We start from the raw sequence: 23,605 nt of genomic DNA on the forward strand, positions 1-23,605 counted from the left end.
ATCCGCCCTTCACACAGACCGGGGCGTGATCGAGCACCTCCCAATGTTTGCTATGGTTTTCCACGTCGGAACGGGCCGGGCCCGCGAGACAGACACCTTGTCCGGGTGGCGGAATGGCAGACGCGCTAGCTTGAGGTGCTAGTGCCCTTTATCGGGCGTGGGGGTTCAAGTCCCCCCTCGGACACCATGGTCGATCGACCGAACAGAGCCGGTGAAAGCGATGCGATGTCGCTTTGACCGGCTCTGTTGTGTGCACCGGACCGTGATCCTCGGTTCGCCGGCGTCGGTTCCGTTCGTGCTGCTCAGAGATCCGTGCTGCTCGGAGATGAGGGCCGGCGCCGGTCACTCTCCGTCCGGCGGCCAGGTCGCGCGGTCACTGACGTAGTCGAATTCCGCCAGTTCGCGAGCGAGGACGTCGAAGTGGGCGAGTGGGGCCCACAGACCCCGCTCACCGATGACGTAGAGGCGGCGCTTGGCGCGGCTCGCGGCCACGTTGAGCAGGTGGGGGCTGTTGGCCGCCCACTCGCGTGCTCCGCGACGGCCGCCGCCGAGCACGAGGACGACGACATCGGCTTCCCTGCCCTGAGCCCGGTGGACAGTGGCGCAGCGTTCGTCCAGGAGTTCAGCGGTCCAGCCCTCGCGGCCGCGGCAGACCTTCTTGCACTCGGCGACGAGGGCACGGAACGGGGCGATGACCCGTATGCGCTCGACGCCGACGCCGTGCCGCTCCAGGTGATCGAGGACGAACTCGAACGCACGGCGGTCGCGTACCCCCCACGGGGCGTCGGCCGGGCGGCCGGGGTCATCGGTGTTGAGCCAGCGGCTGGGCAGCAGCCCGTTCCGTTCGGCGTCGGGGAACGGCTGTCGCGCGGTGCCGTGGACCATGAGACCGCCGTACGCGACCTCGTTGCTGACGGTGAACATCGGCTCCTCGCAGCGGCGGTGGACGCGCAGCGGTGAACCCACCCAGACGTGGCCGTCGTCGCTGTCCGGTGCCGGCAGGTAGGTGCCGTAGCGGTTGGTCCGGTCGGCCACCGCCTGGGCCGAGGTGGCGGAGGGCAGCCACCGCTCGTCGACGCCGTAGGCGCGCAGCAGCCGGCGTTGCAGGGCCGCGGGCATGGTGACGACGGGCTCCAGCTGGAGCGGATCGCCGACCAGCACGGCACGGCGGGCACGCCACAGCGCGCCCACGGCGGCCTGTGGCGTGGCCTGCCCGGCCTCGTCGACGAGCAGCCAGCCGATCGACTCCCGGCCGAGGCGCGCGAACATGCTGCCTACGGAGGAGAACGTGGTGGACACTACGGGCACCACGAGGAAGAGGGTCTGCCAGGCGTGCTCGACCTCCTCGTCGGGCAGTGGTCCGTTGGTGCCCGCCATCAGCTCCATGAGTACCTGGAGATTGCCGCGGACCTTCTGCGCGGCCCCGGCCACGAAGGCGCGGTGCAGGTCGAGAGCGCGCAGGAACAGGTCGCTGCGGGCGGTGGACCACGCCTCGTCCGACCAAGGGGAGCCGAGTTCCTGGGCGGCCTCGTCGTCATGCTGCCAGCCGAGCGGCAGTGAGGGCAGAGCCGAGGCCGCCCGTCGCAAGGCGTTGTGGCGCCGGTTGAGCCCGGTCGTGGCGGCCCGCAGTTCGTCAAGGGCTGTGGAGACGGCCTGCCGGGCCTGCCGCAGGGCGGTGTCCGCAGCGGCCTGCCGGGCGCGTGCGGTCCGTTCACGCTCGCGGGCGGCGCTGAGACCGGCGGCCGCCTCGTCGGCCGCGGCGGCGGACCGCGAGATCCGGCCTGCGGCCAGGGACTCGGCGTGGACGGCTGCGGCGACCTGCGCGACGGAGTCGTCGAGGGCGGCGCGGTGCTGGACGAGCAGTTCCGTGATCTCGGCCTGGGTACGCTCCTGCCGGCGTTGGGCGGCCTGCCGGTCGGCAGAGCTCTGGAGCAGGCGCCGCAGCCCGCCTCGCAGGCCCGGCTCGACGGTCTGTGGTGCGTCCTGGCGGGAAGTGAGCGCGGTGACGTAGTCGCGGTGGTGCGCGGCCAGTTCGCGGGCGGCCGACACATCAGCACGGGCAGCGCCCAGCTCCTGCCGGGCTCGTGGCACGTGCTCGGTGGCCGCCCGGTGCCGGGCCTCGGCGGCCCCGGTGGCCCGCCGGGCTTCTTCGGTGACGGCGGCGGCCCGCTCCACGGCGGTCGTCGCGGCGGTGACCTGCCGGTCCGCGCGGGGTACGGCGGCTTCCAGGTCTGCGATCCGCCGCCCGGCCGCCGGGGAGTCGACGGCTGCCAGTTCCGAGGCCAGCCGGGCACGCTCGGCACGCAGGCGCTCGACCTCGGTCCGGGCGGTGCGGAACGCGGCGACGGCGTCGGACCACAACGGCACAGGCTCGGCGGTCCCGCCCGGTGCACCTGCGTCCGCCGGGCCGGCCGGGCGCCGGCCGGCGGGCGGTGTCCTCTGCGGGATCCAGTCGGTCAGAACAGCCCGCATACCGCGCAGTGGCGGCTGTCCTGCCGCGGACCGGGCCTCGGCCTCCCTCTCGGGGAGCCTGCCCCACCAGAACCGGTCGCCGAACTCCTTGCGGTTGGTCTTGTTTCCGAGCACCGCCGCGACCAACCCCCACGCGGGGCCGCCGAGGAGGGCCGAGGCGAGGTCGGAGAAGTGGTCGGGTCCGCCGTGCCAGTGCTCATCGAGCGCGCTGACGCCGGGCAGTTCAGCGGTGATGTTCTCGACCGCACCGTTGTTGGAGGAGGCGACCACGATCTCGAATCCGGTCAGCCGGGGGTCGAGCCGCGACACGAACCGCGGGTGCGCACCCTGGCGGTCCTTGCCCCGCCACGCCGGGCCGGAAAATGCCTGTGCGGGCCGGTCGAACGTCGCCAGCACCGCCGCCCGCTCGACCACCAGCGCGGCGACCAGGTCACGCAGCATTGTCGTCTTGCCCGTGCCGGGCGGGCCGTTCACGGAGAACATCCCGCCCCCGGTACCCGCGCGGTCCGCGAGCATCCGGTCGACCGCGAACTGCTGGCTCAGCGCGAGCGGGAACCGCGCCGGTGAGGGCCACCGCCCCGACGGAACCAGCTCCGGATCCACCCCGGCCAGGACGGCCCCGCGGTCCTGGCGCACATCCGTCCGCGCTCCCACCGCAAGGCCATCGTGGTCGGTCAGATACGCGTCCAGAGCCGGGCCGATCCCCTTGCTGACCGCCCCGGCCACCCGGTCGAGATCAGGGGGAAGCAGGCTGTTCAGGAACGGGGCCGCGGCGGCCACCTTCGTCTGTGGGTCCCTGGGCCGGCGGACAAGCCTGCTGCGCACCCGGACCACATCGGCCGGCAGGCGGTCCCGCACCCCGCACAGGTCGGCGATCTGCGCGGTCAGGGCAACGAGATCGGCGACCCCGAGCGCGCGGGGACCGGACCCGTCCTCGTGTGTATCCGGTGTGCCCGCGTTCCCGGCCCGCGCCGGCCCGGAAACGGTTCCCTCCGGATCCCCGGGGCCCCCTCCGTTCGCTGCCAGCCGACGGGCCGCCGCCCAGTCGGCGGCGCGACTCACCAGGGGTTCGGCCGCGCTCTGCACGGCGGCGCCGACGACCTCGCCGAACAGCGCCTCGACCGCGCCGACGGCGGCGCCGCCCAGGATTTCGCCGAGCAGCCGCTGCCAGCTCCGGCCATCGGCTCCGGCCGCGGTCCCCGTCGCCCGGCCGGAGCCGGGCCACTGCCCGCCCGCCGTGCCAGGGGGTGGGACGGCCTGGCCGTAGGGAATCGAGGTGGCCGTCAGTTCGTCGATCGCCGCGCCGAACGCGTCGTCGAGATCCTCGAAGCCGTCCAGCCAACCCCGTGCGGAGGGCCCCGGGTCGAAGAGGCGGCCGGTCGCCCAGGCGCAGGCGGAGATCACGGACGTGTCCTCGACCGGTCGCCCCTCGTCGTCCAGGATCAGGGCGAACATCGCGCTCTGGCCCGACAGCGTCAGCTCGGACTGCGGCACACCGGGGTCCGGATCGGTTCCCGGGGGCAGTACCGCGATCATGGCCTGCCGGAGCAGTTCCAGTTCGAAGACCCCGCAGTAGATCTCGTGACGCCACATCCGGCCGTGGGGCGCCCTGCGCGCACCCGTGTCCGGATGACGGCCGTCCCACGGCAGGAGCGGGGGTGCCTCTCCCGGCCGCGGTGTCAGATCGACGATGTACTCGTCGGCCGGCCCGGACCGTGCGGCGGAGCGCCGTCGGGGCAGTGCCGGAATGCTCGGCGGGCCGAACAGCTCGATGGCGCGCCAGCACTCCAGCAGCGCTTCCCGCCGGCGGTCCCGCCCCTGTCGGCTCCGCACCCTGTCCCCCCTGTCACGCACGGCCTCCGGCCGCTCCCGTCGCCGACCGGCTGTCGGCTGGCGGCTGTCGGCTGTCGGCTGGCGGCTGGCGGCTGGCGGCTGTCGGCTGGCGGCTGGCGGCTGTCGGCTGTCGGCTGTCGGCTGTCGGCTGTCGGCTGTCGGCTGTCGGCTGTCGGCTGTCGGCTGTCGGCTGTCGGCCGAATCTACCGGACCCCAGCAGGCCGGGTCCCGGTACGCGCGTGGCGCGGCCAACCACGCGAAGCAGCCGTGCCACACGCATACCGGAGACCCAGCCGACGGTCAGGGCGCGGCGCAGGAGGGGCAGCAGGCGGTCCCAGTGGCGCCGCAGCCCGGAGGCGTTGAACGCGTCGGTGTCGGACATGGTGAAGCCGTGGACGGTGCCCGGGTAGATCTCGGAGGTGAAGCCGACTCCCGCGGCGTCCAGGGACTGGTTCAGCTCGACCAGGCCTTCGGGCGTGAGGTCGCCCTCGGCGTGGCCGAAGTGGACCTGAGCGGTGACCGTGGAGAAGAGTCCCGGACCGTCGGCGCCCACGGGGGCGTGGAATCCGGCGACGGCGGCCACCCTGTCCGGGTGGGCCGCTGCGGTGCGCATCGCGAGCAGACCGCCTATGCAGTATCCGGTCACCGCGACCGGGCCGTCACTCACCTCGGGGCGGCCGGTGAGGTACCCCAGGTAGGCGCCGGCGTCGCTCCGGACGCGTTCGGCGGTGTGCGCCCCGATCAGGGGCATCACCTGGGCCATGAGCAGGGAGCGGGCCTCTTCCCCGATGTGCTCGGGGAGTTCGATGACGGGCGTGGGGCCGTGGCGGTAGAAGATGTTGGGGACGAGCACGTAGTACCCGTGTCCGGCCAGTTCGACTGCCATGTCCCGCAGCACGGGCCGGATGCCGAATCCGTCGGGGTACATCAGCACCCCGGGGTGCCGCCGGCCGTCGTCGGGGAAGGCGGCGAAGGCGTCGGCCAGTCCGTCCGCGGTGGGAATCCGGAGCACGGTGGTGGGCATGAGTTCTCCTGTCGTGGTTGGCATGTCGAGCGGTGAACAGCACGACAGGAGGCGGGGCCCGCGCGGCAGCGCCGGGTTCCCGGTCGGACGGCGGGCCGGCAGTGGCCCATACGGCGCTCAGAGGGGCGCCGGGCAAACGATCCGTGTCTGGCGCGAGGCCGTCCCGGTAGTCATGGCCGCAGCCTAGCGGGACGCCACTTGTTGAGAGGCATCACGTCTCGTTGACGTCCGTCGGACGGGCGGGCCGGGCGGCGTCCTCGCGACCGAACGCGAAGGCGCGGCCCGCACGTCGGTCCCTGACCGGTTTCTTCGGCGTCCCCCTTCCCAACCCCCTTGCCGGTCAGGGCCGGTGACGACGTAGCATCATGCGTTCGCCGTGGTCTTCGTGGTTCGCAAGGGGGAATTGTCATGGTCAGCGGGGGCAAACGGCGGGTCGCCGTCTGGGCCGGGGTCGTCGCCGGCGCGGTGCTGGTGTCCGGCATCGGACTGTGGGCGACGGACAGTTGGCCGTTCCGTGCCTCCTACTGCTGGGGCGCCTGGGAGCAGAACAGCGGCGCGTCGTTCCTCGGCGACGAAGCGCTCGGCAAGTCCGGCTCCGAGCGGCGGGCCACCGAGCCCGCACCGCCCTCGGCCGGCCGGCCGCACGGCACCTGCACACTGGCGGTGACCTCGGAGGCCGAGGACGGCGACGCGGACCAGCCGCTCACCCTCAAGGAGCAGATCACCCTGGAATACGGGCCGGTACCCGCGGGCGCCGAGGAGCGCCGGGCCTGGATCGCCCAGTACTTCCACGGTTCGGCCTCGCCGCTCCCGGACGGGCTCGACGGGCTGGTCGCCGCCGACCGGGCCATGCTGGTGCTGCCCGGCAAGTGCGACGCGGACGGACGGCCGTCGGCAGTGACGATCCGGAGCGGGAGCACGGGCGGCGGCCATCTCGGCAAGGTGGCCATGCCGTTCGCGATCGGTAATACCGCCGAGGTCGGACGGATGCTGCTCGATGCCGCCAACACCACTATGAAGAAGGCCGGTTGCGCACCGGGCGAGCCGTTGCGCATGACGTCGCCCCTGGTGACGGTGGCGGAGGACGACGAGCGGGCGGGAAATCCGCTGTGCCGGATACCCGGGATGTCCTTCGACTTCGGTCAGGGTTCGCGCTACCAGCAGCAGGTGGGCACGGTCACCGGCCGGCTCCAGACGTGTTCGGTGGTGTGGCAGACACCGCGAGCGCCCGACGAACCGTCGGCGCAGTATGTGATGGCCCGCCAGCCGCGCCTGGTCGCACTCTTCGACGGCCTGCCCACCGGCTCGGCCCACGGCCTGCTGCGCGCCACCTGCGGTGGACGTGCGACGGTGTTCTACGGACACGTCGAGACCGGTCTCCAGGGCCGGGGCAGGCCCAGCGACCGGCGGGTCTTCGACCGCTTCGCGGAGTCCGTCGGCAAGCGCCTCGGCTGCGGGGAGGGTGAGGACGCGTGAGCGAGGACCAGCCCGTCCCGGTCGAGGACGCCGAGAGCCCCGCGAGCGCCGGGGACGCCGGCGGCGGCCGCCCGTCCTTCGTGCGCCGCCTGCTCAGGAGCCGTACCGCCCGTGCGGTCACCGCCGCCGGACTGGCCGGCGCCCTGCTCGGCGCCGGTGCGGTCGCCTGGCGCACCGACACCCTGCCGCTGCTCGGGCCCGCTCCCTGCTGGAATTCACTCGGGGACGCCAGTGTGTCCGGGCTCTTCGGTGACCGCAGGATCGAGGTCGACGAACAGTCGCTGCACAACAGCCGGCAGGGTGACGGGCTGTCGTACGGGCAGTGCCGCATCACCAGTTTCAAGGACGACCGGGCCCTGCGTCAGGTGACCGTCAACGTGCACCAGCTGGACGGACTGCGGGGGACCGACTCGACGCGGTGGCCCCAGGAGTTCCTGGCGGCCGGCATGGTGTCGCTGGGCGGGGAACTCCCCGGCATGGTGTCCGCGTCGCGCGGCTGGCTGGCGCTGCCGCAGGGCTGCACGGGGCGCGGCAACTTCTCCGGGCCCACCGTGGTGGAGATCGGCATGGGACGGGCGGGCCTCGACTTCCCCTCGGACCTCGCGACGGAGGACCGCGACGCCCTCACCGATGCCCTGGTGGACGCGGCCAACGGGGTCATCCGGTCCTTCGGCTGCTCGGGCAGCTACCCGTCGCCGCGGACGCTTCCCCCCATCGGCACCTGGCAGGACGGCGACGCGGCCGCGCTCTGCGGCACCAAGGGGTTCGCCCTGCCCGCGGCCTACCGCAAGGAGCTGTCCCGCACCCGGACCGGTGCCGGCGCCGCCGGGCCGGCCCGGGTGTGCGAGGTCGGCGGCGACTACCGCGAACCGGTGCTGCGGCTGACGACGGTGGTGGACCCGGCGCTGGCCGAGATCTTCTCCTGGGACTCACTGCGGACCGGCGCCTCCGTGAAGGGCACCACGGGCTACGGAAAGACGACCGGGGGCCGGGCGGTGTACCGGGCGCGCTGCCAGACCGGGCCCGTGGTGTTCGTGGTGGAGCAACTGCGGCAGACGGCGAAGGGCGGCTTCACACTCACCGATGAGCTACTGCCCGGCTACGTCGCGGCGGAGGCGGAGCGCATCGGCTGCGGCCCCCAGAAGCTGACGCTCCCGTCCGCCTGAGAGGCGGCGCACCGGCCGGGCCCCGGCGGCACGCGGGGCCCGGCCGCACGCGGGGCCCGGCCGCACCCGGGCCCCGGCGGCGCGCGGGGCCCGGCCGCTGTGGAAGGATTCTCCGCACCATGAGAACCAGCACCCGGGCGCCGGGCGGCCCCCGGTGAGGGGGCGCTCGAAGCCGCCGCCGTCACCGTTGCCGCAGCGCGACGGGATCGATCCGGTCCGGGTGCGGCTCCCCGACGACCCCGGCGGGCGGTGGACCACGGTGCGTGATCACCTGCTGGAGCGGTTCGGCGGCGCGATCGGTGCGGACCGGCTCGACGCCATGCTCGCGGCAGACCGGTTCGTCTCGGCGCGGGGCCCGGTCACGGGCCAGGAGCCGTACGCGGCGGGCCGGTACCTCTGGTTCCACCGGGACTTCGCGCCCGAGGAGCCGGTGCCGTTCCCGGTCGGTGTCGTGCACCGCGACGAACACCTGGTCGTCGCGGACAAGCCGCACTTCCTGGCGACGACGCCGCGCGGCCGGCACATCACCCAGACGGCGGTGGCCCGGCTCCGCCGCGAGCTGGGCCTCCCGCTGCTCCAGCCGGCGCACCGGCTGGACCGGCTGACGGCGGGGCTCGTGCTGTTCGTCGTGCGGCCGGAGGAACGGGGCGCCTACCAGACGCTGTTCCGGGACCGCCTGGTGCGCAAGGAGTACGAGGCGGTGGCGCCCTACGACGCGCGGCTCGCCTTCCCACGCACCGTGCGCAGCCTGATCGTCAAGGAGCGCGGGGTGATCGCCGCCCGCGAGGAGCCGGGCGAGCCGAACAGCGAGAGCCGGATCGAGCTGCTGGAGCACCGGGAGGGCCTCGGGCGCTACCGGCTGCTGCCCGCCACCGGGCGGACGCATCAGCTTCGGGTCCATATGAACGGCCTGGGACTGCCGCTCGTCCATGACCCGGTCTATCCCGTGGTCGAGCCGGAGAGGGCGCCGGACGACTGGTCGCGCCCGCTCCAACTGCTGGCGCGGGTGCTGGAGTTCACCGACCCGGTCACGGGAGGGCCGCGCCGCTTCGAGAGCGGGCTGCGGCTCTCCGCGTGGCCGCGGGGGTAACGCGCCCTCAGTGGCCGCGGGCGATCCATTCGTCCAGGTGCGGGGCCTCCGCGCCGATGGTCGTGGAGTCGCCGTGCCCGGTGCGGACGGCGGTGTCCGGGTCCAGGGCGAGCAGCCGGTCCCTGATCGAGGCGACGATCGTCGGGAAGTGCGAGAACGACCGGCCGGTGGCGCCGGGCCCGCCCTGGAAGAGCGTGTCACCGGTGAAGACGGTGGCCAGCCCGGGGGCGTACAGGCAGACGGCGCCCGGGGCGTGCCCCGGCGTGTGCAGCACCTTGAGGGCCGTACCGGCGACCGTCAGCTCCTGACCGTCGGTCAGTTCGCCGTCGGGGGCCCGGTCCGGGTGGGTCTGCTTCCACAGCGGCAGGTCGTCGGGGTGCAGCAGGATCGGCGCGCCGGTGGCGTCGGCGAGCGCCGGGGCCGCGTCGATGTGGTCGTTGTGCGCGTGGGTGCAGATGATGGCGCGCAGCGTACGCCCGTTCAGCGCGGCCTCGATGGCGGCGGCGTCGTGGGCGGCGTCGATGACGACCGCCTCCGTGTCGTCACCGACGATCCAGACGTTGTTGTCGACATCCCATTCGCCGCCGTCGAGGGCGAAGGTGCCGGAGGTGACCAGGTGGTCGATGCGGGCGGTCATCAGAACACCACCACCGAGCGCAGGACGTCGCCGTCGTGCATCCGGGCGAAGGCCTGTTCGATGTCCCCGAGCGCGATGGTCTCGGTGACGAACGCGCCGAGGTCGATCCGGCCCTGCTGGTGGAGGTCGATGAGCATCGGGAAGTCGCGCGAGGGCAGGCAGTCGCCGTACCAGGAGGACTTGAGCGAGCCGCCCCGGCCGAAGACGTCCAGGAGCGGGAGTTCGAGCTGCATCTCCGGGGTGGGGACGCCGACCAGGACGACGGTGCCGGCGAGGTCGCGGGCGTAGAACGCCTGCTTGTACGTCTCCGGGCGGCCGACCGCCTCGATGACGACGTCGGCGCCGTTGCCGCCGGTGAGGGCGCGGATGGCCTCGACCGGGTCCTGGGTGCGGGAGTTGACGGAGTGCGTGGCACCCATCTTCTTCGCCGTCTCCAGCTTGCGGTCGTCGATGTCCACCGCGATGATCTTCGCCGCTCCGGCGAGCCGGGCGCCGGCGACCGCCGCGTCACCGACGCCGCCGCAGCCGATGACGGCGACCGAGTCGCCCCGGCCGACCTGACCGGTGTTGATGGCGGCGCCGATGCCCGCCATCACGCCGCAGCCGAGGAGTCCGGCGACGGCCGGGGCGACCTCGGGGTCGACCTTGGTGCACTGGCCGGAGGCGACCAGGGTCTTCTCCGCGAAGGCGCCGATGCCGAGTGCGGGCGACAGCTCGGTGCCGTCCAGCAGGGTCATCTTCTGCTTGGCGTTGTGGGTGTCGAAGCAGTACCAGGGGCGGCCGCGCAGACAGGCGCGGCACTGCCCGCACACCGCGCGCCAGTTGAGGACGACGAAGTCGCCCGGCTCGACGTCCGTGACGCCTTCGCCGACGGACTCCACGACACCCGCGGCCTCGTGGCCGAGGAGGAAGGGGAACTCGTCGTTGATGCCGCCCTGTTTGTAGTGCAGATCGGTGTGGCAGACGCCGCACGCCTGGATCTTCACCACGGCCTCGCCGGGGCCGGGGTCCGGGATGACGATCGTCTCGACCCGTACCGGCTCGTTCTTTCCCGGTGCGATGACCCCTTGTACGTGCTGCGCCATTCCCGTGGACTCCTTTTCCCGACGTTCCCGAAGACCGATCACGCCCCTGGGAGCGATGTGTTCCCGGGGATCGATCACGGACAACGGTACGCCGTGCGGGGTGCGGCGGGGCCGGGCGCGGCCGCCTTCAGGGCGCGAGTACGTCCAGCTCGTGCAGGGCGCCCACGGCGATCTCCTTCGTCAGCCGCTCCGCCTGCGCCGCGTCGCCCTCGCGCACCGCTTCGGCGAGCCGGACGTGGAGGGTGACGGCCGCCGGGTCGGGGTCCTCGAACATCACCTGGTGGTGGGTGCGTCCCGCCAGGACCTCCGCGACCACGTCTCCGAGGCGGGCGAACATCTCGTTGCCGGAGGCGTTGAGGACGATGCGGTGGAAGGCGATGTCGTGTTCCAGGTACCCCTCCAGCTGCTGGCCGCGCGAGGTGGCGACCATGCCGAGGGCCCGCTCGGTGAGCTGGGCGCACTGCTCCGGGGTGGCGTGCCGGGCGGCGAGCGAGGCGGCGACGGGCTCGATCGCCGAGCGCAGCACCGTGAGTGAGCGCAGCTGGCGCGGCCGGTCGGCACCGGCCAGCCGCCACCGGATGACCTGCGGGTCGTAGACGTTCCACTCCGCCGCCGGCCGCACGGTCACGCCGACCCGGCGCCGGGACTCGACGAGGTGCATGGACTCCAGGACGCGGACGACCTCGCGGACGACCGTGCGGGAGACGTCGAAGCGCCGGGCCAGCTCGTCGGTGCGCAGCACCTGGCCGGGCGGGGGCTCTCCCGCGGCGATCTCCAGGCCCAGGGTGTCGAGCACATGTGTATGCAGCCCCTGGGCAGGTGTGGTCATGGACCAAGGGTACGGGGCTCCTCCCGGGAACATTAAGTACGACGTTTACGTCACAACATCTTGAATAAGTCGTACGTATGGGTTTCAGTAGCGCGACGGCCCGATGTCGAGGAAGACATCGAAGAGAACAGCGAGGCACCGCAATGAGCACCCCCCACGTCGTCGTGGTGATGGGCGTGGCAGGGACCGGCAAGACCACGATCGGCCCCCTGCTCGCCGCCGCACTGGGCGTTCCGTACGCCGAGGGCGACGACTTCCACCCCCCGGCGAACATCGCCAAGATGTCGGCCGGCACTCCGCTGGAGGACGCCGACCGGTGGCCCTGGCTCGACGCGATCGGCCAGTGGGCGCACGGCCGGGCCGGGCTCGGCGGCGTGGTCAGCAGCTCGGCGCTGAAGCGGGCCTACCGCGACCGGCTGCGTGCGGAGGCTCCCGGTGCCCTGTTCCTGCATCTGACCGGAGACCGGTCCCTCATCGAGGAGCGGATGGCGGACCGCAAGGGCCACTTCATGCCGGCCGCGCTCCTCGACTCGCAGTTCGCCACCCTCCAGCCGCTGGCGGACGACGAGGCCGGGGTCGCCGTGGATGTGGCCGGCACCCCGGAGGAAATCACCCAGCGAGCCGTCGCCGCGCTGCGCCGGCTCGAAGACTAAGGATCATCACCGTGACCAGTCTCAGCGTCGAGACGCTGGCAGCGGACGCCGTCGAACCGATCACCTCGGCCGGCAACGCCCAGTTGGGCATTGCCGTCCTGGCGGGCATCGCCGTCATCGTCCTGCTCATCACCAAGTTCAAGATGCACGCGTTCCTCGCGCTGACCATCGGCTCGCTGGCGCTCGGCTCGTTCGCCGGCGCCGCGCCGGAGAAGACGATCGCGAGCTTCACCGCGGGCCTCGGCTCGACCGTCGCGGGCGTCGGTGTCCTGATCGCCCTCGGCGCGATCCTGGGCAAGCTGCTCGCCGACTCCGGCGGTGCGGACCAGATCGTCGACACCATCCTCGCGCGGACGAGCAACCGGGCCATGCCCTGGGCGATGGTCCTGATCGCCTCGATCGTGGGACTGCCGCTGTTCTTCGAGGTCGGGATCGTGCTGATGATCCCGGTGGTGCTGCTCGTCGCCAAGCGCGGCAACTACTCCCTGATGCGGATCGGCATCCCGGCCCTGGCCGGCCTCTCCGTGATGCACGGGCTGATCCCCCCGCACCCCGGCCCGCTCGTCGCGATCGACGCCCTCGGCGCCAACCTCGGCGTCACGCTGGCCCTCGGTGTGGTGGTCGCGATCCCGACGGTGATCCTCGCGGGTCCGGTCTTCTCGCGCTACGCCGCCCGCTGGGTGGACATCAAGGCGCCGGAGAAGATGATCCCGGAGCGCCCGTCGGAGGACCTGGACCGCCGGCCCAGCTTCGGCGCCACGCTGGCGACGATCCTGCTGCCCGTCGTCCTGATGCTGGTCAAGGCGCTCGTGGACATCGTCGTGGACGACCCCGAGCAGGGTCTCCAGCGGGTGACCGACGTGATCGGCTCGCCGCTGATCGCACTGCTGGCGGCCGTCATCGTCGCCATGTTCACGCTGGGCCGGGCCGCCGGGTTCACCAAGGGCCGGCTCTCCTCCACCGTCGAGAAGTCCCTCGCGCCGATCGCGGGCGTGCTGCTGATCGTCGGCGCGGGCGGCGGGTTCAAGCAGACCCTGGTCGACGCCGGCGTCGGCCAGATGATCCTGGACATCTCCGAGAGCTGGTCGATCCCCGCCCTGCTGCTCGGCTGGCTGATCGCCGTGGCGATCCGGCTCGCGACCGGCTCCGCGACCGTCGCCACCATCTCGGCGGCCGGTCTGGTCGCCCCGCTCGCGGCCGACATGCCGACCTCCCACGTCGCACTGCTGGTGCTGGCCGTGGGTGCCGGCTCGCTCTTCTTCAGCCATGTCAACGACGCCGGGTTCTGGCTGGTGAAGGAGTACTTCGGGATGGACGTCGGCCAGACGGTGAAGACCTGGTCGGTCATGGAGACCATCATCTCCGTGGTCTCACTGGTCTTCATCCTGCTGCTGTCGCTGATCCTCTAGGGCGTGCCGTGGCGCTGCCGTCACCGCCCGGAGGACGGCCCGGCGGCAGGCCCTGGCGGCTCGTCCGGCGCCCGCCAGAGCGGGTGCTCACGGCGGGCCCACTCCCGCCCCACCGACCCGGAGCGCATGCCGCGGCGTGCCTCCGGGTCGGCGTACGCCCTCGCGATGTGACCGGCCAGCACGATGCCCACCGCCAGCGCCAGCCAGTCGTGGACGAAGGTCGCCCCGGTCCGCCACATCAGCGGGGCCAGCCCGGTGAACCACATCAGCAGCCCGGTCCCCGCCATCACCAGCACCGCCCCCGCGATCCAGGCCGCGTACAGCTTCTGCCCCGCGTTGAACTTCCCGGCGGGCCGCGACTCCGGCCGCCGGTCCCGCCGGCGCACCGCCCGCAGCCACTGCCGGTCGTGCGGCCCGAAGCGGTTGAGCCGGCCCAGATCGGCGCGCAGGGACCGCGTCGCCAGTCCCGCCAGCAGCGGTACGGGAATGAGCAGCCCGGACCACTCGTGCACGGTGACCACCAGATGGCGGCGGCCGACGAGTTCGGCGAACTGCGGCAGGTACAGGCAGGCGGCCGACGCCACGCAGAGCAGCATCAGTGCCGCGGTGGTGCGGTGCACCCAGCGCACCGGCCGGCCGAACCGCCGTACCCGGCCGGACGCCTCAGGCCGTGGGGGCGTCGTCACGGCCGTTGGACCGGCCGACCCAGGCGTCGACGTCATAGCCGAGCTCCTCCCAGTATCCGGGGCGTACGGAGTCCGTGACGGTGATCCCGGAGAGCCATTTCGCCGATTTGTAGAAGTACATCGGGGCCACGTAGAGCCGGACCGGGCCGCCGTGGGAGTGGGGCACCGGCCCGTCCTGCATGCGCAGGGCGACCAGCACGTCGGCGCGGCGGGCCTGGGCGAGGGTGAGGCTCTCGCTGTAGGTGCCGTCGAAGCAGGTGAAACGGACCGCCTTCGCGCCCGCCCTGACCCCCGCCGCGTCCAGCAGCGCCGAGAGCCGTACGCCCTCGAACGGGGTCTCGGGCACCCGCCAGCCGGTGACGCACTGGACGTCCCGCACCATTCGCGTCTGCGGCAGCCGCTTCAGCGCGTCCAGGGTGTACGTGACCGGGTGGTCGACCAGCCCGTCGACGGTCAGCCGGTAGTCGGCCGGGCCCTTCGACGGTACGGAGGAGGCCACCGAGTAGTACCGGAAGCCGCCGCCGTTGGGCAGCAGGCCGGTCAGCCCGGTGGGGTCCTTGTCCGCGACCGCGCCCAGGCCCGATTCCAGGGTCCGTTGCAGGACCGGCGCGGCGACCAGCCCGGCGGCGCCGAGGCCGAGCATCGTCAGGACCAGTCGGCGGCCGACAGGAGCGCCGACGGCGTCCGGATCGGGGCCGGCGCCGGGAGGGGGACTGTTCACCCCTCGATTCGAGCACTCCGGGCCGCCGGACGCCAGGGGCTGCGCCCCGACGTCACCGAGCCGTCAGAATCTCCGCGCGGCGGGCGCGGAACGGATGCCAGACTTGCGCCATGCCGAACCGCGAAGCGCTCAAGCCGTTCCTGCTCGCCTTCCCCGGCCCGCTGCGCGACCAGCTGGTCGCCGCGGTCCTGGACGGGCGCAAGGTGTCCACCTCCGGCCTGCTCGTGGAGTACGAGATCGAGGACGAGGAGCTGCCTCCCGTAGGTGAGCGGTCCGCCCTCATCGACTCGGACGGCCAGGAGGTCGCGGTGCTCGAAGTGACCGGGGTGCGGGTGCTGCGGCTGGCCGATGTCGGACTCCAGCACGCGCTGGACGAGGGCGAGGGCTACGCGTCCGTCGCCGAGTGGCGGGCGGGTCACGAGCGGTTCTGGCACAGCGAGGAGATGCGGGACGCGCTCGGCGACCCGGAGTTCACCGTGGACGACGACACGATGATCGTCGCCGAGCGGTTCCGGGTCGTCGAGCTCATCGGCCCCGACGCGGCACAGGGCTGAGCGGGCGCGGCGGGCCGAGGCTCACCGCACCTCGGGCTCGGTCCTCTTCTCCCGGCCCGCGCCCTTCACGAGGCCCAGCCGGCGCCGGAACGTGAGCAGCCGGGGGTACCGCTCGTGCAGGTCGGCCGAACGGCGGTCGAGTTCCTGGCCCAGGCGCTCGGCGCGCTTCTCGATGTCCAGCTCGTCCAGGATGCGGTCCACCTCGGCGAGCAGGGCCCCGTGCAGCTGCCACTTCCTGGGGTGTTCCTGGACGGCGGCCAGCAGCATGTCCGCCACCAGGTCGCGGGTCGCCCGGCTGGTGGTGAGCGCGTCGGCGAGCCGTTCCTCCGCCTCCTCCGCGCTGGCGGCCATCGGGGTGGTGATGAGTACGGAGAAGCTTTCGATGGCCCCCGCCATCTGTTCGAACAGTTCCGTGATGTGGGCGGCGACCTCGGCGGGGAACAGGGGTTCGTCGATCCGGTCCTTGGCGAGGTCGGTCAGTGTCCTGGACAGCACCCGTACGACCACCGCGCAGATCTCCAGCGTGTCCAGACCGGTGCGCAGCACCACCCGGTGCAGCAGCCCCTGCCGCACTCTCGGGTTGAGCATGAGGCTTTCCTCGGCCTGCCGCAGGGAGGCGTCCACCTCCACGATGTCGTGGTCGAGACGGCGGGCCCGGTGCAGCCGGTCCGCCGCCTCCGGGACGGTGACCGGACGGGCGAGGCCGCTTCCCAGGTCGCGGAACATCTGCCCCATCTCGCGGGCCAGTCCGTCGATGGACGTGCCCGCGGTCTGCACCCAGACGGGCGGGGCGAACAGCAGGTTGAACAGCAGGCCCACGCCCGCGCCGATCAGCGTCTCGAACACACGCTCCCAGGCCATGTTCGTTCTCGCGGACACCGAGGTGACGCCGAGGACCAGCATGGCGCTGATCGCCACCTCGGGGACGAACTCGTCGACCCGGACCAGTCTGCCGATGATCAGCGCGGTGAAGATGGTCAGCCCCAGGCTCCACCAGGACAGTCCGACCAGGGCGCTGAAGCCGCTCGCGATGAGGACGCCGACGACCACGGCGGTCACCCTCTTGACCGACATGTTGACGGTGGCGTAGAGGGTGACCTGGACGACGAGCAGCGCGGTCAGCGGTGCGGTCAGGGGTGCGGGTTCGGCCAGCGTCGCGGTCGCCACGGCGAAGGCGATCACCGCCGCGCCCGTGGAGCGCAGGGTCTGCGCCGCCACGGGCTCGGTGGTGCGCCGGACGAGGTTGATCACGGGCTCGGCTACTCCAGGCATGTTCTTCCTCTGCCCGAATCCGGGGCCCGCGCACGGTCCCGGGCTCCGAACCCCACCGGACGGACGTGCGACCGCGGCGCGCGGAGCCCGGTGGGACAGCCGTCAGCCGACCGCCCGGGCCGCGGCCCGGCCCGCGGCGCGGCCGGAGAAGACGCAGCCGCCGAGGAAGGTGCCCTCCAGCGACCGGTAGCCGTGCACCCCGCCGCCGCCGAAGCCGGCCGCCTCGCCGGCCGCGTAGACCCCGGCCAGCGGGGTGCCGTCCGCGGTGAGGACCCGGGAGGACAGGTCCGTCTCCAGTCCGCCGAGCGATTTGCGGGTGAGGATGTTCAGCCGTACGGCGATCAGCGGCCCGGCCTTGGGGTCGAGGATGCGGTGCGGGGCGGCGGTCCGGATCAGCTTGTCGCCCAGGTAGGCGCGGGCCCCCCGGATCGCGGTGATCTGGAGGTCCTTGGTGAAGGGGTTGGCGATCTCGCGGTCGCGGGCGGTGATCTCGCGGCGCAGGTCGTCCTCGTCGATGAGCCCGTCGCCGGTGAGCGCGTTCATGCCGCGGACCAGGGCGCCGAGGTCGTTCTCGACGACGAAGTCCGCCCCGTTGTCCATGAACGCCTTCACCGGACCGGGCACGTCCGCGCGCGCCCGGCCGATCACGCCCCGGACGGACTTGCCGGTCAGGTCGGGGTTCTGCTCGGAGCCGGAGAGCGCGAACTCCTTGCCGATGATCTTCTGGTCCAGCACGAACCAGGTGTAGTCGTGGCCGGTGCGCATGATGTGTTCGAGGGTGCCGAGCGTGTCGAAACCGGGGAAGAGCGGGACGGGCAGCCGCTTGCCGCGGGCGTCCAGCCAGAGCGAGGACGGTCCGGGCAGGATGCGGATGGCGTGCTTGGCCCAGATCGGGTTCCAGTTCTCGATGCCCTCGGTGTAGTGCCACATCCGGTCGCGGTTGATGTGGTGGGCGCCCGCCTCCTCCGCGATGCCGAGCATCAGCCCGTCCACGTGGGCGGGGACGCCGGAGAGCATCCTGTCGGGCGGGGTGCCGAGCCGCTCCGGCCACTGCTTGCGCACGAGGTCGTGGTTGCCGCCGATGCCGCCGGAGGTGACGATCACCGCCTGGGCGCGCAGCTCGAAGGCACCGGTCGCCTCGCGGCTGCTCGCGGTCCCGCGCGCCGCGCCGCTCGGCTCCAGGATCTCGCCGCTGACGGTGTCGACGGCGCCCCCGGTGCGGCCGAGACCGGTGACCCGGTGGCGGAAGCGGAGGGTGACCAGTCCCTTGGCTATGCCCTCGCGGACCCGGCGCTCGAACGGGGCGACGACGCCGGGGCCGGTGCCCCAGGTGATGTGGAAGCGGGGGACGGAGTTGCCGTGGCCGTTCGCGTCGTACCCGCCGCGCTCGGCCCAGCCGACGACGGGGAAGAACCGCATGCCCTGCTGGTGCAGCCAGGAACGCTTCTCACCGGCCGCGAAGTCGACGTACGCCTCGGCCCACTTCCTCGGCCAGTGGTCCTCCTCGCGGTCGAAGCCCGCCGTGCCCAGCCAGTCCTGGAGGGCCAGTTCCCGGCTGTCCTTGATCCGCATCCGGCGCTGTTCGGGTGAGTCGACGAGGAAGAGACCGCCGAAGGACCAGTGCGCCTGGCCGCCGAGCGACTGCTCGGGCTCCTGGTCGAGCAGGATCACCGAGCGGCCCGCGTCGGCCAGCTCGGCGGTGGCGACCAGCCCGGCGAGTCCCGCCCCGATCACGATCACATCAGCGTCGTACGCCATGGGTTCCATCCTTGTCGGGGCGATCCGGACACGGTCCGGCGGAAGGCCGCACCTGCCCGTGAGGTTCCTCGCGAAGTTACTGGTGCGTCAGATCTTCGGCACCGGCCGCCCCGGCGTCAACCGCCCGGTCGGCGGCACTCCGGCCGCACCGGTGGCGTCCAGGCGCTATCGTCGAAACAATTCACTCTCTTCCGGCCTGACTTGGGGTAGAGAAGCGTGTCGGTGCTGGTTCTCGTGCTCGCCGTGAGCGCGGCCTGCTGCCTGGGCTTCGGCTTCGTGCTCCAGCAGGCCGCCGCCAGCCACGCCCCGAAGAGCGACTATCTGTCGTTCCGGCTGCTGCTGGACCTGATGCGGGTACGCAGCTGGCTGGCCGGAATCGGACTGATGGTCTGCGGCATGGTGCTGGGCGCGCTGGCGCTGGGCAAGGGCGAGGTCTCCGTCGTCGAGCCGCTGCTGGCCACCAATCTGCTCTTCGCGATGACCCTGTCCCGCCACCGCACCGGCCAGCGCCTGGGCCGGCAGGGCTGGGCCGGGCTCTGGCTGCTGGCCTGCGGGGTCGCGGCGTTCCTGCTGGCGGGCGAGCCGACGGGCGGCTCGGCGGTGTCGAGCCCGCTGCGGCACTGGCTGGTGATCGGAGTGGTGGCGGGCATCGCGCTGGCGCTCACCACGTACGCGGCACGCTCGCGCTCCGTCGCGGCCCCGGCGCTCCTCGCGGTGGCGGCCGGACTGCTGTACGGGCTCCAGGACGCGCTGACCCGGGTGAGCGGCCAGCTGATCGGGGACGACGGCTGGGCGGCGCTGGTGATGAGCTGGCAGCCGTACGCGGTGCTGGTGCTGGGGGTGACGGGGCTGCTCCTGGTGCAGAGCGCGTTCGAGACCGGACCGCTGCGGATGTCGCTGCCCGCGCTCACCGCGGCCCAGCCGCTGGCCGGGATCGCCTGCGGCATCGGTTTCCTCGGTGACCAGGTGCGCACCGACACCGGCGCGCTGGCCTGGCAGGCGGCCGGGCTCGCGGCGATCGTGACCGGGATCGTGCTGCTGGGGCTGCATCCGGCGATGCCGGAGGGGCCGGTGGGCGGGCGGCGCGCCAAGACCCTCGAACCGCGCTGAATCCGGTCGGCATGACCGTGCCCGCCCTTCAGTACCGGTGTCCCTTTTCTCACAGACGTGCGGCCGCTCCGCCCTGGCGATTAATAATGGCCAGCATTACAGTTGTGGGTATGGCGAGGACGTCAGGACAAGAGACCAGGGACAAGCTGATCCGCGCGGCCGAGGAGATCTTCGCCGCGCAGGGTACGGACGGCGCCCAGCTGCGGGACATCGTCCGGCTGGCGGGCCAGAGCAATCCGTCGGCGGTCCAGTACCACTTCGGCTCCCGCGCCGGGCTGCTCGACGCCGTGATGGCCGGCCGCCAGGCCCGCACCGAGCAGGTGGTGGCGCCGCTGCTCGACGGGCTCGACGCCGACTGCGGCGTACGGGAGCTGCTCACCGCGCTGGTGACGGCGGAGGCGAGCCTGCTCGGCGATGACCGGGGCCGGCGCTGTCTGCGGATCTCGGCCCAGCTGAGCCACGAGACCGGTCTGCGGACCGGCCCCCTCCACCCCGCCCTGGACGGCACCGCCTACGGCCGGCTGATCGGCCGGATCGGGGACCGGCTGGGCGCGCTGCCGGAGCCGGTCCGGCTGGAGCGGCTCGATCTGGCGCTCACCCTGATCGGCGCGGCGCTGGCCGACCGCGCCCGCCAGGGGCTCGACGGCACGGAGCCGCTGACCGGCCAGGAGCTCTTCCTGGCCGATCTCGTCGGGACCACCACCGCCTTCCTGCACGCCCCCGCGCCGCACGGCGCATAAACAAGCGCCCCACAGGAACCACCCGCACCACATGAAGGACATGTCATGACCGACAGGAACAACCTCACCGACCGGACCGTCGTCATCACCGGCGCCGCCCGCGGCCTCGGGGCCGAGGCCGCGCGCCTCGCCGTGGCCGGCGGCGCGAACGTGGTGATCACCGACGTGCTCGACGAGGAGGGCGCGGCCACCGCCGCGGAGCTCGGCCCGAAGGCCCGCTTCCTCCACCACGACGTGACCTCGGAGGAGGACTGGCAGCGCGTCGCCGCTTTCGCCCTCTCCGAGTTCGGCCGGATCGACGGACTGGTCAACAACGCCGGGGTCTCCACCGGGCAGCCGCTGGAGAGCGAGACGGTCGAGCACTTCCGCAAGGTCATCGACATCAACCTGACGGCCGTCTTCATCGGCATGAAGACGGTGATCCCGCTGATGAAGGAGAACGGCGGCGGCTCGATCGTCAACATCTCCTCGGCCGCCGGGCTGATGGGCCTGGCCCTGACCTCCAGCTACGGCGCGTCCAAGTGGGGCGTGCGCGGGCTGACGAAGGTCGGCGCGGTGGAGCTCGGCACGGCGAAGGTGCGGGTGAACTCGGTGCACCCCGGCATGGTCTACACCCCGATGACCGCCTCGGTCGGCATCCAGCAGGGCGAAGGCAACTACCCCAACACCCCGATGGGCCGGGTCGGTGAGGCCGGTGAGATCGCCGAGGCCGTCGTCTTCCTGCTCTCGGACGCCGCCTCCTACATCACCGGCGCCGAACTCGCCGTGGACGGCGGCTGGACCACGGGCCCGACCGTCAAGTACGTCATGGGCCAGTGATCGTCCCCGGGCGGCCTGCGGTTGGATGAGGTGCATGACACCTTCTGACGAGATCCTGGACATCGTCGACGAGAACGACGAGGTCGTCGGGCAGGCCACGCGCGGTGAGGCGACCGCGCGGGGCCTGCGCCACCGCTGCGCGTTCATCGAGGCCCGGGACTCCGACGGCCGGATCTTCGTGCACCGCAGGACCGCCACCAAGCTGGTCTTCCCGTCCCACTACGACATGTTCGTCGGCGGGGTGGTCGGTGCGGGCGAGACGTACGACGAGGCGGCGCTGCGGGAGGCCGAGGAGGAGCTCGGGGTCACCGGGCTCCCCCGGCCCGAGCCGCTCTTCAAGTTCCTCTACGAAGGCGAGGGGCACAGCTGGTGGTCGTACGTGTACCGGCTGCGGTGCGAGCTGCCGGTGAGGCCGCAGGCGGAAGAGGTCGCCTGGCACACCTTCCTCACCGACGGGGAGCTGGCGCGACGGCTCGGCGACTGGCCGTGGGTGCCGGACGGCCTGGAGGCCTACCGGCGGCTGCGGGCGTTCCGTGAAGGGTCCTGAACCGTGTACCGAAGCGGCAGATAAGGTCCGGACGTGAACGAATTCGTACAGAGTCTGCGGCTGTGGTTCGCGCCGCAGCGGATCCGCGAAGAGGGCGACACCCCCGATTACCGCTTCTCACTCGCCAACGAGCGGACCTTCCTCGCCTGGATCCGGACGGCTCTCGCGCTGATCGGCGGCGGTTTCGCGGTCGACCAGTTCCTGCCCGAACTGTCCTGGGGCGTGCGCGCCGGTCTGGCGCTGGCGCTGCTCGCGGCCGGGGTGCTCTGCGCGCTGCGGGCCGTCAACCACTGGGTGCGGTGCGAGCGGGCGATGCGGCGCGGCGAGGACCTGCCGGTGTCCCGGTTCCCGACGCTGCTGAGTCTCGCGGTCGCGGTGGTGGCCGTGGCGATGGTGGTGGTGGTCCTGTTCGGCTGGGAGGGCCGGTGACCGCGGCCGGACGCGATCCGGGGCTCCAGCCGGAGCGGACCAGGCTGGCCTGGCGGCGCACCACGCTCTCCTGCACGGTGGTGGCGCTGCTGGCGGCCAAGCAGGCGCTGCACGGCGGGGCGAGCGCGGCGGGGATCGTCGCGCTGTCGCTGAGCGTGCTCGCCTGGCTGGGGTTCCTGCGGGTGGCGAACCGCCGGGTGCAGGGCATGGGCACCGCGCGCCCGAGGCCGCTGGGCGCGCGCGCCGCGCTGACGGCGGCGGCGTGCACGGTCGCCCTGGCCGTGTTCGCGGCCGCCATGCTGTTCTGATCCGGGCCCGGCGGACACCGGTCGGTCCGGGCGGCGCGCCGGTCCCGTCAGCTCTCCCAGTCCACCGTGACGACGATCTTGCCCCGGGTGCGCCCCCGCGCGTTGAGCCGGTGCGCCTCCGCGGTCCGCTCCAGGGGGAAGACCCGGTCGACGTGGACCGTGATGATGCCCCGCTCGGCGAGTTCGGCCAGATGGGCGAGGTCCTTGGCGTCGGGCCGCACGAAGGCGTACTTGCCGCCGTACGAGAACACCTCGCTGTCCACGATGGAGGTGAGCCGCCCGTCCGGCGCGAGCGTCTCGGCGGAGGCCCGCAGCGCTTCCCCGCCCACCGTGTCGAAGGCGGCGTCGATCCCGCCCGGGGCCAGTGACCGCAGCCGGTCCACGAGCCCGTCCCCGTACTCCACGGGTTCCGCGCCGAGCTGTCGCAGGTGGTCGTGGTTGTGCGCGCTCGCGGTCCCGATGACCCGGCATCCCGCGTGGCGGGCGAGCTGGACGGCCAGTGAGCCGACACCGCCCGCCGCCGCGTGCACCAGGACGGTGTCACCGTTGCGGATCCGCAGCGACCGGTGGAGCACCTGGTAGGCCGTGAGGCCGGCCAGCGGCAGCCCGGCGGCCTCCTCGAAGCTCAGGCTCAGCGGTTTGCGGGCGAGGGTGCGCACCGGGGCGGCGACGTACTCCGCGAAGGTGCCGCGGCTGAGGAAGTCCTCCCGCACGTATCCGATGACCTCGTCGCCGACGGCGAACTCGTCGACGGCCACGCCGGGCTGCACGACGACCCCGGACACGTCCCAGCCGGGGATCACCGGGAAGACCGCGTCGAGCGCGGTGTCCAGATTCCCCTGCCGCGCCTGCCGGTCCACCGGGTTGACCGCGGCGGCCCGCACCTTCACCAGGACGGTGTCGGGGCCGACCTTGGGGTCCGGCCGCTCGCCGTACTCCAGGACGTCGGCATCGCCGTATCCGCTGTAGCTGATCGCCTTCATCCTT

21 protein-coding genes, 1 tRNA gene and 1 pseudogene are annotated in these 23,605 nt (G+C 72.6%); 13 read left to right on the forward strand and 10 right to left on the reverse strand.

The window, feature by feature from the left end; genetic code table 11:
• Nucleotides 1-99: 99 nt before the first annotated feature.
• Nucleotides 100-187, forward strand: a tRNA-Leu gene (locus tag ACIP89_RS31325).
• Between the two features lie 155 nt (nucleotides 188-342).
• On the opposite strand, the gene ACIP89_RS31330 is transcribed toward ACIP89_RS31325, so the two are convergent.
• Both ACIP89_RS31330 and ACIP89_RS31335 read right to left on the reverse strand, forming a co-directional pair.
• A complete protein-coding gene (locus ACIP89_RS31330) occupies nucleotides 343-4,305 on the reverse strand; it encodes an AAA domain-containing protein (RefSeq protein WP_402117849.1) in 3,963 nt (1,320 codons plus the stop codon).
• 292 nt (nucleotides 4,306-4,597) lie between these two features.
• Nucleotides 4,598-5,329: pseudogene (locus ACIP89_RS31335) on the reverse strand (dienelactone hydrolase family protein); the annotation flags it as partial.
• A gap of 408 nt (nucleotides 5,330-5,737) precedes the next feature.
• On the opposite strand from ACIP89_RS31335, the gene ACIP89_RS31340 reads away from it, so the two are divergent.
• From ACIP89_RS31340 to ACIP89_RS31350, 3 genes are all read left to right on the forward strand, one after another.
• Nucleotides 5,738-6,805, forward strand: a complete 1,068-nt coding sequence (locus tag ACIP89_RS31340; RefSeq protein WP_402117850.1) for a hypothetical protein — start codon at nucleotides 5,738-5,740, stop codon at nucleotides 6,803-6,805.
• Nucleotides 6,802-7,971 carry a hypothetical protein gene (locus ACIP89_RS31345; RefSeq protein ID WP_402117852.1) on the forward strand — a complete coding sequence of 390 codons (1,170 nt, stop codon included), beginning with the start codon at nucleotides 6,802-6,804 and terminating at the stop codon, nucleotides 7,969-7,971. Before ACIP89_RS31340 ends, ACIP89_RS31345 begins: the two co-directional genes overlap by 4 nt.
• Before the next feature lie 154 nt (nucleotides 7,972-8,125).
• Entirely contained in the window at nucleotides 8,126-9,061 is a 936-nt protein-coding gene (locus ACIP89_RS31350) for a pseudouridine synthase (RefSeq protein ID WP_402117853.1), read from the forward strand.
• Nucleotides 9,062-9,068: 7 nt separating this feature from the next.
• On the opposite strand, the gene ACIP89_RS31355 is transcribed toward ACIP89_RS31350, so the two are convergent.
• The 3 genes from ACIP89_RS31355 to ACIP89_RS31365 form a co-directional block, all read right to left on the reverse strand.
• Nucleotides 9,069-9,698 (reverse strand): MBL fold metallo-hydrolase, encoded by a 630-nt coding sequence (locus ACIP89_RS31355; RefSeq protein ID WP_402117855.1) that lies wholly within the window; start codon nucleotides 9,696-9,698, stop codon nucleotides 9,069-9,071.
• Entirely contained in the window at nucleotides 9,698-10,783 is a 1,086-nt protein-coding gene (locus tag ACIP89_RS31360) for an S-(hydroxymethyl)mycothiol dehydrogenase (protein WP_401930682.1), read from the reverse strand. Before ACIP89_RS31360 ends, ACIP89_RS31355 begins: the two co-directional genes overlap by 1 nt.
• 127 nt (nucleotides 10,784-10,910) lie before the next feature.
• Nucleotides 10,911-11,612: a FadR/GntR family transcriptional regulator gene (locus tag ACIP89_RS31365; protein ID WP_401930679.1), complete on the reverse strand. Its 702-nt coding sequence runs from the start codon at nucleotides 11,610-11,612 to the stop codon at nucleotides 10,911-10,913.
• Between the two features lie 143 nt (nucleotides 11,613-11,755).
• Here ACIP89_RS31365 and ACIP89_RS31370 point away from each other — a divergent pair, with 143 nt between their 5' ends.
• Together ACIP89_RS31370 and ACIP89_RS31375 are read left to right on the forward strand one after the other, a co-directional pair.
• Nucleotides 11,756-12,265 carry a gluconokinase gene (locus ACIP89_RS31370; protein ID WP_401931965.1) on the forward strand — a complete coding sequence of 170 codons (510 nt, stop codon included), beginning with the start codon at nucleotides 11,756-11,758 and terminating at the stop codon, nucleotides 12,263-12,265.
• Nucleotides 12,266-12,276: 11 nt separating this feature from the next.
• Nucleotides 12,277-13,674 (forward strand): gluconate:H+ symporter, encoded by a 1,398-nt coding sequence (locus ACIP89_RS31375; protein ID WP_401930674.1) that lies wholly within the window; start codon nucleotides 12,277-12,279, stop codon nucleotides 13,672-13,674.
• Between the two features lie 20 nt (nucleotides 13,675-13,694).
• Here the strand turns inward: ACIP89_RS31375 and ACIP89_RS31380 are convergent, their stop codons facing one another.
• Together ACIP89_RS31380 and ACIP89_RS31385 are read right to left on the reverse strand one after the other, a co-directional pair.
• Complete coding sequence (locus ACIP89_RS31380; RefSeq protein WP_401931962.1) at nucleotides 13,695-14,396, reverse strand: cytochrome b/b6 domain-containing protein; 702 nt, start codon at nucleotides 14,394-14,396, stop codon at nucleotides 13,695-13,697.
• A complete protein-coding gene (locus ACIP89_RS31385; RefSeq protein WP_402117916.1) occupies nucleotides 14,338-15,003 on the reverse strand; it encodes a molybdopterin-dependent oxidoreductase in 666 nt (221 codons plus the stop codon). Before ACIP89_RS31385 ends, ACIP89_RS31380 begins: the two co-directional genes overlap by 59 nt.
• A 188-nt stretch (nucleotides 15,004-15,191) precedes the next feature.
• On the opposite strand from ACIP89_RS31385, the gene ACIP89_RS31390 reads away from it, so the two are divergent.
• Nucleotides 15,192-15,635, forward strand: coding sequence for an ASCH domain-containing protein (locus ACIP89_RS31390; protein ID WP_401930668.1), 444 nt, complete (start codon nucleotides 15,192-15,194; stop codon nucleotides 15,633-15,635).
• A 21-nt stretch (nucleotides 15,636-15,656) separates the two neighbouring features.
• Here the strand turns inward: ACIP89_RS31390 and ACIP89_RS31395 are convergent, their stop codons facing one another.
• Nucleotides 15,657-16,907 carry an aromatic acid exporter family protein gene (locus tag ACIP89_RS31395; RefSeq protein ID WP_401930665.1) on the reverse strand — a complete coding sequence of 417 codons (1,251 nt, stop codon included), beginning with the start codon at nucleotides 16,905-16,907 and terminating at the stop codon, nucleotides 15,657-15,659.
• Nucleotides 16,908-17,009: 102 nt separating this feature from the next.
• Nucleotides 17,010-18,665 (reverse strand): FAD-binding dehydrogenase, encoded by a 1,656-nt coding sequence (locus tag ACIP89_RS31400; protein ID WP_401930662.1) that lies wholly within the window; start codon nucleotides 18,663-18,665, stop codon nucleotides 17,010-17,012.
• Between the two features lie 216 nt (nucleotides 18,666-18,881).
• Here ACIP89_RS31400 and ACIP89_RS31405 point away from each other — a divergent pair, with 216 nt between their 5' ends.
• From ACIP89_RS31405 to ACIP89_RS31430, 6 genes are all read left to right on the forward strand, one after another.
• Complete coding sequence (locus ACIP89_RS31405; RefSeq protein ID WP_401930660.1) at nucleotides 18,882-19,775, forward strand: DMT family transporter; 894 nt, start codon at nucleotides 18,882-18,884, stop codon at nucleotides 19,773-19,775.
• 110 nt (nucleotides 19,776-19,885) lie between these two features.
• Nucleotides 19,886-20,515, forward strand: coding sequence for a TetR/AcrR family transcriptional regulator (locus ACIP89_RS31410; protein WP_402117857.1), 630 nt, complete (start codon nucleotides 19,886-19,888; stop codon nucleotides 20,513-20,515).
• Between the two features lie 45 nt (nucleotides 20,516-20,560).
• Nucleotides 20,561-21,334, forward strand: a complete 774-nt coding sequence (locus ACIP89_RS31415) for a glucose 1-dehydrogenase (protein ID WP_401930654.1) — start codon at nucleotides 20,561-20,563, stop codon at nucleotides 21,332-21,334.
• 34 nt (nucleotides 21,335-21,368) lie between these two features.
• Nucleotides 21,369-21,881, forward strand: coding sequence for an NUDIX hydrolase (locus tag ACIP89_RS31420; protein ID WP_402117859.1), 513 nt, complete (start codon nucleotides 21,369-21,371; stop codon nucleotides 21,879-21,881).
• Nucleotides 21,882-21,914: 33 nt separating this feature from the next.
• Nucleotides 21,915-22,310 (forward strand): YidH family protein, encoded by a 396-nt coding sequence (locus ACIP89_RS31425; protein WP_123528100.1) that lies wholly within the window; start codon nucleotides 21,915-21,917, stop codon nucleotides 22,308-22,310.
• The gene (locus ACIP89_RS31430) at nucleotides 22,307-22,618 is read left to right on the forward strand and encodes a DUF202 domain-containing protein (RefSeq protein ID WP_401930650.1); all 312 of its coding nucleotides are present in this window, start codon (nucleotides 22,307-22,309) and stop codon (nucleotides 22,616-22,618) included. The genes ACIP89_RS31425 and ACIP89_RS31430 overlap by 4 nt, the downstream gene beginning before the upstream one ends.
• Nucleotides 22,619-22,665: 47 nt before the next feature.
• Here ACIP89_RS31430 and ACIP89_RS31435 read toward each other — a convergent pair whose 3' ends face one another.
• A complete protein-coding gene (locus ACIP89_RS31435) occupies nucleotides 22,666-23,601 on the reverse strand; it encodes an NADP-dependent oxidoreductase (RefSeq protein WP_401930647.1) in 936 nt (311 codons plus the stop codon).
• Between the last annotated feature and the right edge of the window lie 4 nt (nucleotides 23,602-23,605).

Origin of the sequence: Streptomyces sp. NPDC088730 (assembly GCF_044751215.1) — a bacterium.
Classification (GTDB): Bacteria; Actinomycetota; Actinomycetes; order Streptomycetales; family Streptomycetaceae; genus Streptomyces.